We start from the raw sequence: 16,856 nt of genomic DNA on the forward strand, positions 1-16,856 counted from the left end.
TTTTTCGGAGCATTATGCGCTTGCGTTCCGGCAACGCAACACGCGACTCTAGAGCTTTTGTACGAATGTGGCTAAATACGCTAGGTGTCCGTATTTAAAGGCTTTTCGATTGGCTGAATTGCCTCGAAAAGTGAAATGTTCAGTTTTAAAGGTTCATCTTCGTTCGCATGGCCCGACTACCGCGTCTTTTCATTCCCCGTCAGCCGCAGCATGTGATTCTGCGCGGTAATAACCGGCAAGCGATTTTTGCCGACGACGAAGACCGTCGCACTTTTCACGACCGCCTGCGAGAGGCGGCGCGCGCGCACGGGCTCGCGATCCACGCGTATGCCCTGATGCCGAACCATCTGCATTTGCTGGCAACGCCTGCGGACGAACGCAGCCTGCCGGCGACGCTGCAATCGGTCGGCCGTCACTACGTGCTGTACTTCAACCGCCGCCACCAGCGCACGGGCACGCTTTGGGAAGGACGCTACCGTGCGACCGTCATCGAGGCCGAGCGGTATCTGCTGTTGTGCAGCCGGTATATCGAACTCAATCCGGTGCGCACCGGGCTGACCGACGCGCCCGGGAATTTTCTCTGGTCGAGCTACAACCACCACGTCGGTGTGACGGTGGATAGTCTTGTCACCGACCATGCCCTTTATTGGGCGCTCGGCAACACGCCGTTCGAACGGCAGCGCAGCTACGCAGAGGCGTTCGCGCAGCCGATTTCCGCCGCCGATCTCGACGCATTGCGTACAGCTACGCAAAAGGGGTGGTTGCTCGGCAGCCCCGAATATCAGGCGCGGATGACCCTCGCGGCCAACCGCCGGATCAGCCCGTTGACGCGCGGACGCCCGCGCCGAACTCCCGCGTCGTCATCCTGATCATGACGCCGGCCGGTTGCGGCCAGACGCTGGATTCGTAGGTAACCCGTTGTTACAGTGGAGGAAAGCCGACCTGGAAACATGCCCCAAAATAATCCGACCCTAATTAATGAGGGCCTCCTTTTGGTGCTGTTTTTAATTGGTGTCTGACCCTAATTAAAGTCTTTGTAATTCTGAAAACCATCGCGTATATTCCAAACTTCGGTCGATGGTGCGATGCGCAAAATAGCGTGCGCGTGCGTCGGACGGGCCCCGGTGCGTACTGATGAGTGATCCGCAGAGCGATCCAGCGTACGGTCCGGTGTTCGACGCGGGCAGGCGCCTGTGTCCGGCAACCCCACTTAACCCGGCTGTCAGCGGCGTTTTCGCTGGCGGCCTCGCCTAAAGACGGTGTAACTCGTGGAAATGAAACAGCAACCGATGGCAACGGCAGACACGCAACTGTCGGGCGAGGTGTTTGGTGCGCCCGAGGCGCAGGGCATGTATGACCCGAGCAACGAACACGATGCGTGCGGCGTCGGTTTCGTCGCCCATATCAAGGGCATCAAGAGCCACGCCATCGTCGAGCAGGGTCTGAAGATCCTCGAGAATCTCGATCACCGCGGCGCCGTTGGCGCCGATCCTTTGATGGGCGACGGCGCAGGCATCCTGCTGCAGATCCCCGATCAGTTCTACCGCGAAGAAATGGCCAAGCAGGGCGTGACCCTGCCGCCGGCCGGCGAATATGGCGTCGGCATGATCTTCCTGCCGAAGGAGCATGCGTCGCGCCTTGCGTGCGAGCAGGAACTCGAGCGTACGGTCAAGGCGGAAGGCCAGGTCGTGCTCGGCTGGCGCGATGTCGCCATCGACCACGACATGCCGATGTCACCCGCGGTGAAGGCAACCGAGCCGGTCATCCGCCAGATCTTCATCGGCCGCGGCCAGGACATCATGGTGACGGACGCGCTCGAGCGCAAGCTGTACGTCATCCGCAAGACGGCAAGCCACCGCATCCAGGCCCTCAAGCTCAAGCACGGCAAGGAATACTTCGTGCCGTCGATGTCGGCGCGTACCATCGTATACAAGGGCCTGCTGCTGTGCGATCAGGTTGGCCGCTACTACCGCGACCTGTCCGACGCCCGCACGGTCTCGGCGCTGGCGCTCGTGCACCAGCGCTTCTCCACGAACACGTTCCCGGCCTGGGAACTCGCCCACCCGTACCGCATGGTCGCCCACAACGGCGAAATCAACACGGTCAAGGGCAACGTCAACTGGCTCAATGCACGTACCGGCGCGATCTCGTCGGCCGTGCTCGGCACCGATCTTCAAAAGCTGTGGCCGCTGATCTATCCGGGCCAGTCGGACACTGCGTCGTTCGATAACTGTCTCGAACTGTTGACGATGGCTGGCTACCCGCTCGTGCACGCCGTGATGATGATGATCCCGGAAGCCTGGGAGCAGCACACGCTGATGGACGACAACCGCCGCGCGTTCTACGAATACCACGCCGCGATGATGGAGCCGTGGGACGGCCCCGCGGCAATCGCGTTCACCGACGGCCGCCAGATCGGCGCGACGCTCGACCGTAACGGTCTGCGTCCGGCACGTTATTGCATCACCGACGACGACATGGTCATCCTGGCCTCGGAATCCGGCGTCCTGCCGGTGCCGGAGTCGAAGATCGTCAAGAAGTGGCGTCTTCAGCCGGGCAAGATGTTCCTGATCGACATGGAACAGGGCCGCATCATCGACGACAAGGAACTGAAGGACAACCTCGCCAACGCCAAGCCGTACAAGAGCTGGATCGATGCCGTGCGCATCAAGCTCGATGAAATCGAGCCGAAGGTCGAGGAAGTCGTCGCGCATCACGACACGGCCACGCCGCTGCTCGACCTGCAGCAGGCGTTCGGCTACACGCAGGAAGAAGTGAAGATGCTGATGACGCCGATGGCGATCGCCGGCGAAGAGGCGGTCGGCTCGATGGGCAACGATAGCCCACTGGCCGTCATGAGCAACAAGAACAAGACGCTCTATCATTACTTCCGTCAGTTGTTCGCGCAGGTCACGAACCCGCCGATCGATCCGATCCGCGAAAACCTGGTGATGTCGCTTGTCTCGTTCATCGGCCCGAAGCCGAACCTGCTCGATACGAACAACATCAACCCGCCGATGCGTCTCGAAGTGTCCCAGCCCGTGCTGGACTTCAAGGACATCGCCAAGATCCGTCACATCGACAAGTACACGGGCGGCAAATTCCGTTCGTACGAACTGAACATCTGCTATCCGGCCGCCTGGGGCAAGGAAGGCATCGAGGCGCGTCTGGCCTCGTTGTGCGCCGAAGCCATCGATGCGGTCAAGTCGGGCTACAACATCCTGATCGTCTCGGATCGCCTGACCAACCGCGATCAGGTCGCGATCCCGGCACTGCTCGCCACATCGGCCGTTCACCAGCATCTGGTGGCGCAAGGGCTGCGCACGAGCACGGGTCTCGTCGTCGAGACGGGTTCGGCGCGTGAAGTGCATCATTTCGCGCTGCTGGCCGGTTACGGCGCGGAAGCGGTGCATCCGTACCTCGCCATGGAAACGCTGGCGTCGATCGCCAAGAAGCAGGGCGGCGACCTGAGCCCGGAAAAGGCGGTCAAGCATTTCGTGAAGGCGGTCGGCAAGGGCCTGCACAAGGTCATGTCGAAGATGGGCATCTCGACGTACATGTCGTACACGGGCGCGCAGATCTTCGAAGCCATCGGCCTGTCGCCTGAACTGGTCAACAAGTACTTCCAGGGCACGGCGTCGAACGTCGGCGGCATCGGCATCTTCGAAGTGGCCGAGGAAGCGGTGCGTCTGCATCGCGACGCCTTCGGCGACGATCCGGTGCTCTCGAACATGCTCGACACCGGCGGCGAATATGCGTATCGCATCCGCGGCGAAGACCATATGTGGACGCCGGACGCGATTGCGAAGCTGCAACACTCGACCCGTTCGAATTCGTACCAGACGTACAAGGAATACGCGAACCTCATCAACGACCAGAGCAAGCGCCAGATGACGCTGCGCGGTCTGTTCGAGTTCCGCGTTGATCCGCAGCGCGCGATTGCGCTGGACCAGGTGGAATCGGCGAAGGAAATCGTCAAGCGTTTCGCCACCGGCGCGATGTCGCTCGGCTCGATCTCGACCGAAGCGCACGCCACGCTGGCCGTCGCCATGAACCGGATCGGCGGCAAGTCGAATACCGGTGAGGGCGGCGAAGACGCACGCCGTTACCGCAACGAACTCAAGGGCATTCCCATCAAGAAGGGCGAGACGCTCGCGGGCATCGTCGGTGAAGATGTGATCGAAGCGGACATCGAACTGCAGGAAGGCGATTCGCTGCGTTCGAAGATCAAGCAGGTCGCCTCGGGCCGGTTCGGCGTGACCGCCGATTACCTCGTGTCGGCCGACCAGATCCAGATCAAGATGGCGCAAGGCGCGAAGCCCGGCGAGGGCGGTCAGTTGCCCGGCCACAAGGTCACGGAATACATTGGCAAGCTGCGTTACGCCGTGCCGGGTGTCGGCTTGATCTCGCCGCCGCCGCACCACGACATCTACTCGATCGAAGATCTGGCGCAGCTGATCCACGATCTGAAGAACGTCAACAGCGCGTCGTCGATTTCGGTCAAGTTGGTGTCGGAAGTCGGCGTCGGCACGGTTGCCGCCGGTGTCGCCAAGGCCAAGGCCGATCACGTCGTGATCGCCGGTCATGACGGCGGCACGGGCGCTTCGCCGCTGTCGTCGGTCAAGTACGCCGGTTCGCCGTGGGAGCTGGGTCTCGCCGAAACGCAACAGACGCTGGTGCTGAACCGTCTGCGCGGCCGTATCCGCGTGCAGGCCGACGGCCAGATGAAAACGGGCCGCGACGTCGTGATCGGCGCACTGCTTGGTGCGGACGAGTTCGGTTTCGCGACCGCGCCGCTCGTCGTCGAGGGCTGCATCATGATGCGCAAGTGCCATCTGAACACCTGCCCGGTCGGCGTCGCGACGCAAGATCCGGTGCTGCGCAAGAAATTCCAGGGCAAGCCGGAACACGTCGTCAATTACTTCTTCTTCGTGGCCGAAGAAGTGCGTGAAATCATGGCGCAACTCGGCATCTCGAAGTTCGACGACCTGATCGGCCGCGCGGACCTTCTGAACACGAAGTCGGGTGTCGATCACTGGAAGGCCAAGGGCCTCGACTTCTCGCGCATTTTCCATCTGCCGGAAGTCGAAGACGCGGTGCCGCGCCTGCACGTGGAGAATCAGGATCACGGTCTGTCGCATGCGCTCGACCACACGTTGATCGAGAAGGCGCTGCCGGCGCTGGAAAAGGGCGAACACGTGTCGTTCATCCAGCCGGTGCGCAACCGTAACCGTACGGTCGGCGCGATGCTGTCGGGCGAAGTCGCCAAGCGCTACGGTCACGACGGTCTGCCGGACGACACGATTCACGTTCAGTTGAAGGGCACGGCCGGCCAGAGCTTCGGTGCGTTCCTCGCGAAGGGCATCACGCTCGATCTGGTCGGCGACGGTAACGACTACGTTGGCAAGGGGCTGTCCGGCGGCCGCATCATCGTGCGTCCGACCAACGATTTCCGCGGCGACGCCGAAGACAACATCATCGTCGGCAATACGGTGATGATCGGCGCGATCGAAGGCGAAGCGTTCTTCAACGGCGTGGCCGGCGAACGCTTCTGCGTGCGCAACTCGGGCGCCACGGCGGTCGTGGAAGGCACGGGCGATCACGGCTGCGAATACATGACGGGCGGCACGGTGGTCGTGCTCGGCGAGACGGGCCGCAACTTCTCCGCCGGCATGTCGGGCGGCGTCGCCTATGTCTATGACGCAGACGGCACGTTCAACGCCAAGTGCAACACGGCGATGGTCGCGCTGGATCCGGTGCTGCCGCACGGCGAGCAGGAGCGCACGGTCGATACGGGCCTGTGGCATCGCGGCCAGACCGACGAAGCCTTGCTGCGCGACCTGATCGAGCGCCACTTCCAGTACACCGGTTCGTCGCGCGCGAAGGCGTTGCTCGAAGACTGGGACAGCGCACGCCGCAAATTCGTCAAGGTGTTCCCGAACGAGTACAAGCGGGCCCTGGGCGACATGGCGAAATCCACGCAAAAGCAAGCACTGGCGGCCTGAGACCGCAAGCGCGGCGCGGCGACGGGGTGAGGGCCCCGGCGCCGGCCGCGCCGGCTCAGACATGAGTTAATACGAATCTATCGATAGAAGAGACATGGGCAAGGTCACAGGTTTTCTCGAATTCGAGCGCCAGCATGAGTCCTACGAAGCGCCGCTCGCACGCGTCAAGCATTACAAGGAGTTCGTGCTCGCATTGTCGGACGAACAGGCCAAGCTGCAAGGCGCACGCTGCATGGACTGCGGCATTCCGTTCTGCAACAACGGTTGCCCGGTGAACAACATCATTCCCGACTTCAACGACCTGGTGTATCGCCAGGACTGGAAGACGGCGATCCAGGTGCTGCACTCGACCAACAACTTTCCCGAGTTTACGGGCCGCATCTGCCCGGCGCCCTGCGAAGCGGCGTGCACGCTGAACATCAACAGCGACGCGGTCGGCATCAAGTCGATCGAACATGCGATCATCGACAAGGCCTGGAGCGAGGGTTGGGTCGAGCCGCAATTGCCGAAGCACAAGACCGGCAAGACGGTCGCCGTCGTCGGTTCGGGCCCTGCCGGCATGGCGGTCGCCCAGCAACTGGCGCGCGCCGGTCATGACGTGACCGTGTTCGAGAAGAACGATCGTGTCGGCGGCCTGCTGCGTTATGGCATTCCCGACTTCAAGCTGGAGAAGTGGCTGATCGACCGCCGCATGCGCCAGATGGAAGCCGAAGGCGTGACGTTCCGCACCGGTGTCTACATCGGCCGCGAAGCGCCCGACGCGTTCATCAACAACTTCTCGAAAGAGACAATCTCGCCGGAGCAGCTTCAGGCGCAATTCGACGCCGTGGTGCTCGCCGGTGGCGCCGAGCAGCCGCGCGACCTGCCGGTGCCGGGCCGCGAGCTCGCAGGCGTCCATTACGCGATGGAATTCCTGCCGCAGCAGAACAAGGTCAACGCCGGCGACAAGCTGCCGAACCAGATGCTCGCGACGGGCAAGCACGTCATCGTGATCGGTGGCGGCGACACGGGGTCGGATTGCGTGGGCACGTCGAACCGCCATGGCGCGAAGAGCATCACGCAGTTCGAGCTGCTGCCGCAGCCGCCCGAAGAAGAGAACAAGCCGATGGTCTGGCCGTACTGGCCGATCAAGCTGCGCACCTCGTCGAGCCATGACGAAGGTTGCGAGCGCGATTGGGCGGTCGCCACGAAGCGTCTGGAAGGCAAGAACGGCAAAGTTGAGAAGCTGATCGCCGTGCGCGTCGAATGGAAGGATGGCAAGATGCAGGAAGTGCCGGGCTCGGAGTTCGAGCTCAAGGCTGACCTGGTACTGCTGGCCATGGGTTTCGTTTCGCCGATCCAGACGATGCTCGATGCCTTCGGTGTCGAGAAGGACGCACGCGGCAATGCGCGCGCCGCCACGGAAGGCGACCGCGCTTACGCAACCAGCGTACCGAAGGTCTTCGCCGCCGGCGACGTGCGGCGCGGTCAATCGCTCGTGGTATGGGCGATCCGCGAAGGCCGTCAGTGCGCACGCACGGTCGACGCGTTCCTGATGGGACACTCGGAGCTGCCGCGCTGATCGTCGAGTGAGGACAGGTTGAGAGGAGGAGGGTGCGGCGGTAGGCTGCCACACCACGGAGAACCGCCCGGACGGCAACGTTCCGGGCGGTTTTTTTGTCCGGCGCTTGCGGACTTCCTTGGCTGGCGTAAGCGGGGGGCATCAGCCCTGGGCGGCCTCGGCGGTCGTCAGCACCTTGCCGCGTGTTTCTTGATTCTGAAGTTATTTAATTCGGAACGGCGACCAGATCCGCTTCGTCGGCGATGGCTGTCTTGCCCAACGTGACCGTGTGGTCATGAAAAGCCGCCAGCGTCTCGCGATGGGCGACGCTGACGATCGTCGACCTGGGCAGCCGGTCGCGCAGCGTTTCGTAGATGTGCTGTTCGGTCTCCGTATCGAGTGCGCTCGTGGCTTCGTCGAGGAACAGGTAATCCGGCTGTTGCAGCAACGCGCGCGCCGCCGCGAGCCGTTGTTGCTCGCCGCCGGAGAGCCGTCGCGCCCAATGCGCCTCGGTGTGAAGTTGCGAGGCATACGGGGCGAGGCGCACGGCGTCAAGCACGTCGAGACAGGCGGCGTCATCGAAAGCCTCGGGCTCCGACGGATACGCCAGCGCCATTTTCAGCGAACCGATCGGCAGATAGCTTTGTTGCGGCAGGAACAGCAGCCGTGCATCGGCGGGCACGCGGATACGGCCGCTGCCGAAGGGCCAAAGCCCGGCCATCGCCCGCAGCAACGTGCTCTTGCCGCATCCGGACGGCCCGCGAATCAGCCATCGCGCACCGGCCGGAATGATCATCGAGCCCACCGAAGACAAGGGCGCACCATCCGGCAACGACAGCCGCAGGTTGTTCGTGGCGAGGGCGTGACCCGTCTCGCGCACGATGCCGCCATCCACCGGCGGCGCTTCGACGACGCGCGTGAATTCGCGCAGCCGGTTGACCGTCGCCTTCCATTCCGCCAGCGTCGCGAAACTGTTGATGAACCACGAGAACGCCTCGCTGACCTGGCCGAAGGCGTCCGTCACGCGCATCAACACACCGAACGTAAAGGCGCCGGCGAAATAACGGGGCGCGGCAGCCACCAGCGGGAAGATGATCGCCGCCTGCGTATATACGGAGTTGGACAGCATCAGCCGCTTCGTGTAGCGCATGATGTTCCACCAGTTCTCGCGCACCATGTCGAACGCGCCCCACAAACGGTGACGCTCCGCATCTTCGCCGCGGTACAGCGCGACTTGCTCCGCGCTCTCGCGCAATCGCACAAGCAGGAAACGGAAATCGGCTTCGACCTGTTGCTGGCGATAGCTCAAGCCAACGAGCGGCCGGCCGACGCGAAAGATGATGAACGAGCCGACGATGGCGTACACCGCGGCGACCCACACCATATAGCCGGGGATTGTCACGCCCATGCCGTCAAGCGTGAACGACACGGCGCCCGAGAGCGTCCAGAGAATGGTGACGAACGACAGCAGCGTGACGAACGTCGACAACAAATCGACAGACAGCGCGAGCGAGGTCGATGTCAACGAGCGCAGATCCTCGGAAATCCGCTGGTCGGGGTTGTCCGCAAGGTGATCGCGCTCGATGCGGTAGTACGCGCGGCGCGCGAACCATTTGCGCAGGTTCACGTCGGTGAGCCACTGCCGCCACTTGATTTCCAGCATCTGCCGGAAGTAGATGCGGAACGTCGCAAGGAAGACGAACGTGAACGCGAGAATCGTGAATTCGATGATCGATGACTTGAACACAGGCCAGTTCCGATTCTCGAGCGCGTTATAGAAGTTGGTGTTCCACGCGTTGATGCGGACGTTGATAAAGACGATGCCGAGGTTCAGCGCGATCACGAGCGCCAGCAGGCCGCGGCCTTGCCAGCGTTGTTCGGAGACCCAGTACGGGCGGATCAGCTGCCAGGTGGTCGGGTAGGAACGAGCCATAGTGTGCTTGGAGACGACAGGCAAGCCCGCGAACGGGCGGGGGGCAGACTTCACAGCGCATTGTGAACCATGGCCCCGATGTTCGCGGGACAATGGCGCAACGATCCGTTGGACCGGCGCGGCGATGCTGCGTTGCATTATGGGTTTCCCGGACGGGAAATGTCAGCGTTTGTCGTTTACCACGTGTTACATGCCCGGCAGGACGCAAGCGCCCGCAATAAGGGAAACATTGAAAAACGGGACGTTTGTGCACTGCGATGCGGGCCCCGTCCGTATTGCACGCCCAACGGCGTTTATGTTGTAATGACTCCGGGCGAAACAGGGGTGCTTCGTGCGAAGCGGTGTCGGCAGACACGCCGCGCGGGGCTGAGAGAGACCCTTTGCACCCGACCCGGGTAATACCGGCGTGGGAAGTTTCCGACTCCTCCAATGGGGTAAGGTGGCCATCACCGTTTCGTCCTTTTTGCGAACAGGCATAAAGGTTCCCCATGCAATCCCTCGAACTTCATAGCGCCAACGCGTCCCGTCCGGACGTCGCCATTCTCGGCGGCGGGCTGTCGGGCCGCCTCGTCGCGTGGCAACTCGTGCGCGCGGGGCTGCGCGTCGCGCTTTACGAGCGCGGCGGCGCCGACGGTTCGGCCGCCGCCGGCTGGGTCGCCGCCGCGATGCTCGCGCCGCTGGCCGAAGCCGCCGTCGCCGAGCCAAGTATCGTCGCCATGGGGGCTGCCGGGCTCGAGCAATGGCCGTTCCTCCTCGAGGGGCTGCCCGATCCGGTCTTCTTTCAACGCAACGGCACGCTCGTCGTCTGGCATCAGCCGGATCGTTCCGAGGCGGTCATGTTCGACCGCCGCATGCGCGCGAACGCGCCCCCGGAACTGCTGCGTGGCGGAGTCGAACGCTTGTCCGGCCAACAACTGGGCAACGTGGAACCGGCGTTGGCCGGACGCTTCCAGGAAGGCTGGCTGTTGCCGAACGAAGGGCAACTCGATAACCGTCAACTGCTGAAGTCGCTCGGGGCCGGGCTGCAGAAGGCCGGTGCCGAGCTGCATTGGCATACCGCGATCGACGAGGGGAATGTGCCCGACGCCGGGCTCGTCATCGATTGCCGGGGGCTCGGGGCGCGTCCCGTGATGCCGTCGTTGCGCGGCGTGCGCGGCGAAGTGGTGCGGATTCATGCGCCGGGCATCGGGCTACGCCGGCCGGTGCGGCTGCTGCATCCGCGCTACCCGATCTACATCGCGCCGAAAGAAAACGACCTGTACGTGATCGGGGCCACGGAACTCGAGTCGGAGGACATGTCGCCGATGACTGTACGTTCAGCACTCGAGTTGCTGTCGGCGGCCTTTTCGCTGCATCCGGCGTTCGGCGAGGCGCGCATCCTCGAATTGAACGTCAACTGCCGGCCAGCGCTGCCGGACCATCTGCCGCGCGTGCAGTGGGACGGCAAGCGTACGCTGCGCGTGAACGGCCTGTACCGCCACGGCTACCTGCTGGCCCCGGCGGTGACGGGCGAAGCGTGCGCGCTGGCGCAGGCGCTGCTGGGCGGCGCGACCGCCGGGCGCACGCTGGATTGGGACACATGGAGAGCAGGACGGCCGTGGCCGGACCTGTTCCGTCAGACGGAGGCATGAGCAAGACGATGGACATCCAGATCAATCAAGACACCCTGACCGTAGCCGATTCGGCTACGCTCGCCGAGGCGCTGAGCGCCTACGGCGCCAAACCGCCGTTCGCGGCGGCCATCAATGGGCTGTTCGTGCCGAAGAGCCAATATGCCGCGCACGCACTCGCCCAGGGTGACAAGATCGACGTTGTGCAACCGGTCGCGGGAGGCTGAAATGAGCGCGCAAACGATGCAAAAGACGAACCCGAACACGGGATCGCATGCCGATGCCGCCGGCAGTTTTGGCGTGAACGGCCCGCGCGACGCATTCACGCTCTACGACACCCGCTTCGCAAGCCGCTTCCTGCTTGGCACGGCGCGGTATCCGTCGTTGCAGACACTGGGCGATGCGATCGACGCGGCGCGTCCGGGCATGGTGACCGTGGCGCTTCGCCGGCAGCTGTCGGGCCAGGACGCGCAGTCGACGGGCGGCCATTTCTGGGACACGCTGCGCCGTCTCGACGTGCCCGTGTTGCCGAACACCGCCGGCTGCCATTCCGTGCAGGAAGCCGTGACTACGGCGCATATGGCGCGCGAAGTGTTCGAAACGGACTGGATCAAGCTGGAACTGATCGGCGACGACTACACGCTGCAGCCCGATCCGTTTGGCCTGGTGGCCGCGGCCGAGCAGCTGATCCAGGCCGGCTTCAAGGTGCTGCCGTATTGCACCGAAGACCTGGTGCTGTGCCGCCGCCTGCTCGACGTCGGCTGTCAGGCGCTGATGCCGTGGGGCGCGCCGATCGGCACCGGCAAGGGCGTCATCAATCCCTACGGCCTGCGCCTGTTGCGCGATCGCCTGCCCGACACGCCCTTGATCGTCGATGCGGGTCTCGGCCTGCCGTCGCATGCGTGTCAGGTGATGGAGTGGGGGTTCGACGGCGTGCTGCTCAACACCGCCGTGGCGCAGTCGGCCCAGCCGGTGGAGATGGCCGGCGCATTCGCCGCTGCAATTCGTGCCGGACGTGCGGCGTGGCTGGCCGGTCCGATGGCCGAGCGCGACAGTGCCCAGGCAAGCACGCCAGTCGTGGGTGTGCCGTTCTGGCATCAGGCGGGCGCGTGAACCCGGCCGCCGCATCCACCTTTGGCGCCGTATCGCCTGACGCAGCGCGCAAGGCGTTGGCGAATGTCACCTTTGCGCCGGCCGGCGATGATGTTTCGCGCGCAAGGCAGGCCGAGGCCGAGGCGATTCGCGCCCGGCTCGCCCCTTGGCCGGATGCTGCCGAAGCACCCGCATGGCGCGTGCATGCCGGTATGCCGGTGCGCGCCGGCAAGGGCGATTTGATCTGGCCGCCGAGCGTCCCCGAAGGGGCCGATGCGCGCGCGCAGGTCGCGGCGTGGTGTGAAGCGGGGGCGGCCGTGCTGCTTTCGCGTCCCGCCGAGGGCGGTGAAGTGGCCGACGAATTGCATCTCGATGGCGTGGTGTACCGCCTGGCGGGCGCCGGCGATCCGGCCTTTCTCCCGGCGATGGCGGCGTTCCTCGACTGCGGGTTTGCCGCCCAGGATGCGTTGGCGTTGGGCCGCGCGTGGCGCAGCGATGGCAGCCACGCCGAACCCGGCAACGGCTTGGGCGACTGGCCCGTCAAGCTGCAGACGTTCCCGCGCGTGACCGGACTCAAGCCGGGCCCGGGGCGCTTTCCGGGCTGTGCCCCGGCACTCGGCCTGTACCCGGTGCTGCCCGATGCCGGATGGTGCGAGCGGATGGCCGACTATGGGGTGAGGACGGCGCAGTTGCGTATCAAAGACGGCGCAACCCCCGGTCTCGTGGCGCAAATCGCGCGAACGGTCGAGGCCGGGTTACGTGCGGGCGGCCAATATTTCATCAACGACCACTGGCGCCAGGCGGCGCAAGCGCGGGCCTACGGGGTGCATCTCGGGCAGGAAGACATGGAGGCGCTCTCGGCGGACGACGTGGCGGCGCTGCACGCGTCCGGCATGCGGCTCGGCATCAGCACCCACGGCTACTATGAAATCCTCGCGGCACACCATTTCATGCCGAGCTACCTGGCGGTTGGCGCCGTATTTCCGACGACCACCAAGGTGATCGCCACGGCCCCCCAGGGGCTGGCCAAGCTGGCGCGATTCGTCCGTCTGATTCAGCCGCATTACCCGCTCGTGGCCATTGGCGGGATCGATGCGGGAAACCTGGCGGACGTGCTGGCGACCGGCGTCGGCAGTGCGGCCGTCGTGCGGGCCGTCACCGAAGCGGCAGATCCGGAGCGCGCGGTCAACGGACTCCAGGCGACCTTTGCGAATCGCGATTAGGGCACTCGCTTAGGGCATCTTTTTGGGGATTCGCCCAAACATCGGAAAGCCGGCCGTATTGTCATGTGGATCAATACTGTATTGCGAACTTCGGCATATTGTAGCAATTTCGCAACAATATCGCGTTCGTCCGGTTGACGGTCTGTGCGCCGGTCCGGCCAAGGCGGGCGCGGGGCGGCGCGCCATGCCTTGCCCGGGCGATTCAGCTGGCAGGCTCTCCAAAAGTGTTTCACCCTTGAATCGGGCGCGCCGCCGTTCGGCGCATGGAAGCGCATTCCCCCCTATAATTGCCGTTTTGCGCTGCACTATAGAATCCGACAACGTGCCTATCCCAGCTTCCGAAAATTTGCTCGAATTGCGCGACGTCAGCTTTGGTTATAACGAGCGGCTCGTGCTTTCCGGCTTGAACATGCGGTTTGGCCGCGGCAAGGTGGTAGCGGTAATGGGCGGTTCCGGCTGTGGCAAGACCACCGTCCTGAAACTGATCGGCGGCCTGGTGCACGCGAACAGCGGGGCCGTGGCGTTCGAGGGCCGCGACATCGGCGGGCTCGATCGGGACGGGCTGTATGCCCTGCGCCGCCGCATGGGCATGCTGTTTCAGTTCGGCGCGCTGTTTACCGACATGACGGTATTCGACAATGTGGCGTTTCCGTTGCGCGAGCATACGCGTCTGCCCGAAACGATGATCCGCGACCTGGTGCTGATGAAGCTCAACGCCGTGGGTCTGCGCGGCGCGCGCGACCTGAAGCCGGCCGAGATTTCCGGCGGCATGGCGCGGCGCGTGGCGCTGGCGCGAGCCATCGCGCTCGATCCGTCGCTGATCATGTACGACGAGCCGTTCGCCGGCCTCGATCCGATTTCGATGGGGATTACCGCCAACTTGATCCGCAAGCTCAATGACGCCCTCGGGGCCACGTCGATTCTCGTGACGCACGATGTCCCGGAATCGTTTGCGATTGCCGACTACGTGTACTTCATCGCGGCAGGCCAGATTGCCGCCGAGGGTACGCCGTCGGAATTGCGCGCCTCGAGCGACCCGGGCGTGCGCCAGTTCATCGACGCGCAGCCCGACGGCCCGGTCAAATTTCATTACGGCGCAGCGCCGCTGGCCGAGGACTTCGGTATCGGGGGGCGGGCATGATCACGGCACTCGGGCGCCTGGTCCGTACCCAGGTCGAAAGCGCCGGCTACGCGGCGCGCATGTTCCTGCGGGTATTGGGCGTCAGCCGGGGCTTGTTGCGCCGGCCGCGGCTGGTGACGGACCAGGTCCATTTCGTCGGCAATTATTCGTTCGTCATCATTGTCGTGTCAGGTTTGTTCGTCGGCTTCGTGCTCGGCCTGCAGGGCTATTACACGCTCAACAAATACGGTTCGGAACAGGCGCTCGGTTTGCTGGTGGCGCTTTCGCTCGTGCGCGAACTGGGGCCGGTCGTGACGGCGCTGCTGTTTGCCGGGCGCGCCGGCACGTCGCTGACTGCCGAGATCGGACTGATGAAGGCCGGCGAGCAACTGACGGCCATGGAAATGATGGCGATCGATCCGCTCTCGCGTGTGGTTGCGCCGCGGTTCTGGGCCGGCGTGATCGCGATGCCGTTTCTGGCGGCGATGTTCTCGGCCGTGGGTATCATGGGCGGTTATCTGGTCGGCGTGCAGCTGATTGGCGTCGATGCCGGTGCGTTCTGGTCGCAGATGCAGGGCGGCGTCGATGTCTGGGCCGACGTGGCGAACGGCGTGCTCAAGAGCGTGGTGTTCGGCATTGCAGTGACTTTCATCGCGCTCTATCAAGGCTATGAAACCCAGCCGACGCCGGAAGGCGTGGCTCGCGCGACGACGCGCACGGTCGTGTATGCGTCGCTGGCCGTGCTCGGCCTCGACTTCCTCCTGACCGCGCTGATGTTCGGTAACTGATTCGTTTGACGACTGATAATGAAAAAACACGCTCTCGACTTCTGGGTAGGCCTCTTCGTGGTACTGGGTTTCGCTGCGCTGCTGTTTCTTGCGCTGAAGGCCGGCAATATGAGTGCGCTGTCGTTCAACAGCACCTACCCGGTCAAGGTTCGTTTTGACAACATCGGCGGCTTGAAGCCGCGCGCGCCGGTCAAGAGCGCCGGCGTCGTGGTGGGCCGCGTCGCCTCGATCAACTTCGACGACAAGCGGTACATCGCCGAAGTCACGCTGAACCTCGATGCGCAATACCACTTTCCGAAGGATTCGTCGGCCAAGATCCTGACGTCGGGTCTGCTGGGAGAACAATATATTGGTTTGGAGCCGGGCGGCGACGACCAGATGCTCAAAGCCAACGATACGATTACGATGACACAATCTGCCATCGTGCTCGAAAACCTGATCGGCCAGTTCCTGTATAACAAGGCCGCCGATGCAGGTGGCGCCCAGAACGGTACGCCGGCATCCGCCGTGCCTGCCGTGCCGGGCGCGACGGCACCTCAGGAAAATAAAAAATGACCAGTCTCCGAACCTCTGCCGCGCTTGCGGCGGGTGCCGTGACCCTCGCCGGGTGTGCGACGGTCACCAACCCCAATCCGGCGGACCCGATTGAAGGGTTCAACCGGACGATGTACCAGATCAACGACACGGTGGACCGCGCCGTGCTGACGCCGGTGGCCAAGGGCTACCGGTTTGTGTTGCCTCAACCGGCGCGCGATTCGGTCACCAACTTCTTCTCGAACATCGGCGACGTGTACAACGTTGTCAACAATCTGCTGCAACTCGAGATCACGGCGGCCGCGCAGGATCTGATGCGTCTGACGATCAACACGGTGTTCGGTGTCGGCGGCCTGGTCGATTTCGCCACGCCGGCGGGCCTGCCGAAGCACAGCCAGGATTTCGGCGTGACGCTCGGCAAGTGGGGCGTGCCGCCGGGTCCGTATCTGGTGCTGCCGATCCTGGGCCCGAGCACAATTCGCGATACCGCCGGCCTGGTCGGCAACATGTACATCGATCCCACGACCTACGTGAACCCGGCTTGGGTCAGCTACACGCTGTACGGCGTGCGTGTCGTGAACACCCGCGCCAACCTGCTCGACGCCTCCGACCTGTTGGCGGCGGCTGCGCTGGATCCGTATTCGTTCACGCGCGACGCCTATCTGCAGCGGCGCCGTTACCTGATTAGCGGCGGGGCGGCAGGCAAGGCTGCATTGCCGAATTACGAAGACGAAACCCCGGGCGGCAAGCCGGCGCTGCCGAACTATGAAGAGGAGGCGCCGGCCTCCGGGGCATCTGCGGCACCCATGCCGGCGTCGGGGGCGGCCGCAGCGCCGCAGGCACCGGCTTCCGGGGACATGACGTCCGCGCCGACGCCGGCGTCGGCGCCTGCTGCAGCGCCGCAAGGCGCGCCGTTGCCGTTGCACGTCCCAATTCCCGGCAGCTTGCCGTTCAAGCACTGACCGGCGAACGGTTTTCGTCCCGCGCTGCGGCGCGGGCAACAGTTTGTTA

12 protein-coding genes and 1 riboswitch are annotated in these 16,856 nt (G+C 64.0%); of the genes, 11 read left to right on the plus strand and 1 reads right to left on the minus strand.

Annotated features, from left to right (window positions below):
- Positions 1–167 precede the first annotated feature (167 nt).
- The 3 genes from PTE30175_RS23635 (at position 168) to PTE30175_RS23645 (ending at position 7,566) form a co-directional block, all read left to right on the plus strand.
- Positions 168–869 carry a transposase gene (locus PTE30175_RS23635; protein WP_150699519.1) on the plus strand — a complete coding sequence of 234 codons (702 nt, stop codon included), beginning with the start codon at positions 168–170 and terminating at the stop codon, positions 867–869.
- Between the two features lie 420 nt (positions 870–1,289).
- Positions 1,290–6,005 (plus strand): glutamate synthase-related protein, encoded by a 4,716-nt coding sequence (locus PTE30175_RS23640; RefSeq protein WP_150699559.1) that lies wholly within the window; start codon positions 1,290–1,292, stop codon positions 6,003–6,005.
- 94 nt (positions 6,006–6,099) lie between these two features.
- Complete coding sequence (locus PTE30175_RS23645; protein ID WP_150699520.1) at positions 6,100–7,566, plus strand: glutamate synthase subunit beta; 1,467 nt, start codon at positions 6,100–6,102, stop codon at positions 7,564–7,566.
- 205 nt (positions 7,567–7,771) lie between these two features.
- On the opposite strand, the gene PTE30175_RS23650 is transcribed toward PTE30175_RS23645, so the two are convergent.
- Positions 7,772–9,478, minus strand: coding sequence for an ABC transporter ATP-binding protein/permease (locus tag PTE30175_RS23650; RefSeq protein WP_150699521.1), 1,707 nt, complete (start codon positions 9,476–9,478; stop codon positions 7,772–7,774).
- A 310-nt stretch (positions 9,479–9,788) separates the two neighbouring features.
- Positions 9,789–9,908: riboswitch (TPP riboswitch) on the plus strand.
- A 58-nt stretch (positions 9,909–9,966) separates the two neighbouring features.
- Between PTE30175_RS23650 and PTE30175_RS23655 the strand changes: the two genes are divergently transcribed.
- The 8 genes from PTE30175_RS23655 to PTE30175_RS23690 all read left to right on the plus strand — a co-directional run bounded on the left by PTE30175_RS23655 (position 9,967) and on the right by PTE30175_RS23690 (position 16,807).
- Positions 9,967–11,109, plus strand: coding sequence for an FAD-dependent oxidoreductase (locus PTE30175_RS23655; RefSeq protein WP_150699522.1), 1,143 nt, complete (start codon positions 9,967–9,969; stop codon positions 11,107–11,109).
- Between the two features lie 8 nt (positions 11,110–11,117).
- A complete protein-coding gene (gene thiS, locus PTE30175_RS23660) occupies positions 11,118–11,315 on the plus strand; it encodes a sulfur carrier protein ThiS (RefSeq protein WP_150699560.1) in 198 nt (65 codons plus the stop codon).
- A 16-nt stretch (positions 11,316–11,331) separates the two neighbouring features.
- A complete protein-coding gene (locus tag PTE30175_RS23665; protein WP_150699561.1) occupies positions 11,332–12,201 on the plus strand; it encodes a thiazole synthase in 870 nt (289 codons plus the stop codon).
- Positions 12,198–13,403 carry a thiamine phosphate synthase gene (locus PTE30175_RS23670; RefSeq protein ID WP_224788944.1) on the plus strand — a complete coding sequence of 402 codons (1,206 nt, stop codon included), beginning with the start codon at positions 12,198–12,200 and terminating at the stop codon, positions 13,401–13,403. Before PTE30175_RS23665 ends, PTE30175_RS23670 begins: the two co-directional genes overlap by 4 nt.
- A 328-nt stretch (positions 13,404–13,731) precedes the next feature.
- Positions 13,732–14,544: an ABC transporter ATP-binding protein gene (locus tag PTE30175_RS23675; protein WP_224788945.1), complete on the plus strand. Its 813-nt coding sequence runs from the start codon at positions 13,732–13,734 to the stop codon at positions 14,542–14,544.
- A complete protein-coding gene (gene mlaE, locus PTE30175_RS23680; protein ID WP_150699524.1) occupies positions 14,541–15,311 on the plus strand; it encodes a lipid asymmetry maintenance ABC transporter permease subunit MlaE in 771 nt (256 codons plus the stop codon). The genes PTE30175_RS23675 and mlaE overlap by 4 nt, the downstream gene beginning before the upstream one ends.
- Before the next feature lie 18 nt (positions 15,312–15,329).
- Positions 15,330–15,866, plus strand: coding sequence for an outer membrane lipid asymmetry maintenance protein MlaD (mlaD, locus tag PTE30175_RS23685; protein WP_150699525.1), 537 nt, complete (start codon positions 15,330–15,332; stop codon positions 15,864–15,866).
- Complete coding sequence (locus PTE30175_RS23690; protein WP_150699526.1) at positions 15,863–16,807, plus strand: MlaA family lipoprotein; 945 nt, start codon at positions 15,863–15,865, stop codon at positions 16,805–16,807. Before mlaD ends, PTE30175_RS23690 begins: the two co-directional genes overlap by 4 nt.
- The last annotated feature ends 49 nt before the right edge of the window (positions 16,808–16,856 follow it).

The organism is Pandoraea terrae (genome assembly GCF_902459695.1).
GTDB classification, from domain to species: domain Bacteria; phylum Pseudomonadota; class Gammaproteobacteria; order Burkholderiales; family Burkholderiaceae; genus Pandoraea; species Pandoraea terrae.

Coding starts and splice junctions, on each gene's coding strand:
- mlaE (WP_150699524.1), top strand. CDS start 14,541: ATGATCACGGCACTCGGGCGCCTGGTCCGTACCCAGGTCGAAAGCGCC.
- PTE30175_RS23655 (WP_150699522.1), top strand. CDS start 9,967: ATGCAATCCCTCGAACTTCATAGCGCCAACGCGTCCCGTCCGGACGTC.
- PTE30175_RS23635 (WP_150699519.1), top strand. CDS start 168: ATGGCCCGACTACCGCGTCTTTTCATTCCCCGTCAGCCGCAGCATGTG.
- PTE30175_RS23690 (WP_150699526.1), top strand. CDS start 15,863: ATGACCAGTCTCCGAACCTCTGCCGCGCTTGCGGCGGGTGCCGTGACC.
- PTE30175_RS23650 (WP_150699521.1), bottom strand. CDS start 9,478: ATGGCTCGTTCCTACCCGACCACCTGGCAGCTGATCCGCCCGTACTGG.
- thiS (WP_150699560.1), top strand. CDS start 11,118: ATGGACATCCAGATCAATCAAGACACCCTGACCGTAGCCGATTCGGCT.
- mlaD (WP_150699525.1), top strand. CDS start 15,330: ATGAAAAAACACGCTCTCGACTTCTGGGTAGGCCTCTTCGTGGTACTG.
- PTE30175_RS23640 (WP_150699559.1), top strand. CDS start 1,290: ATGGCAACGGCAGACACGCAACTGTCGGGCGAGGTGTTTGGTGCGCCC.
- PTE30175_RS23665 (WP_150699561.1), top strand. CDS start 11,332: ATGCAAAAGACGAACCCGAACACGGGATCGCATGCCGATGCCGCCGGC.
- PTE30175_RS23645 (WP_150699520.1), top strand. CDS start 6,100: ATGGGCAAGGTCACAGGTTTTCTCGAATTCGAGCGCCAGCATGAGTCC.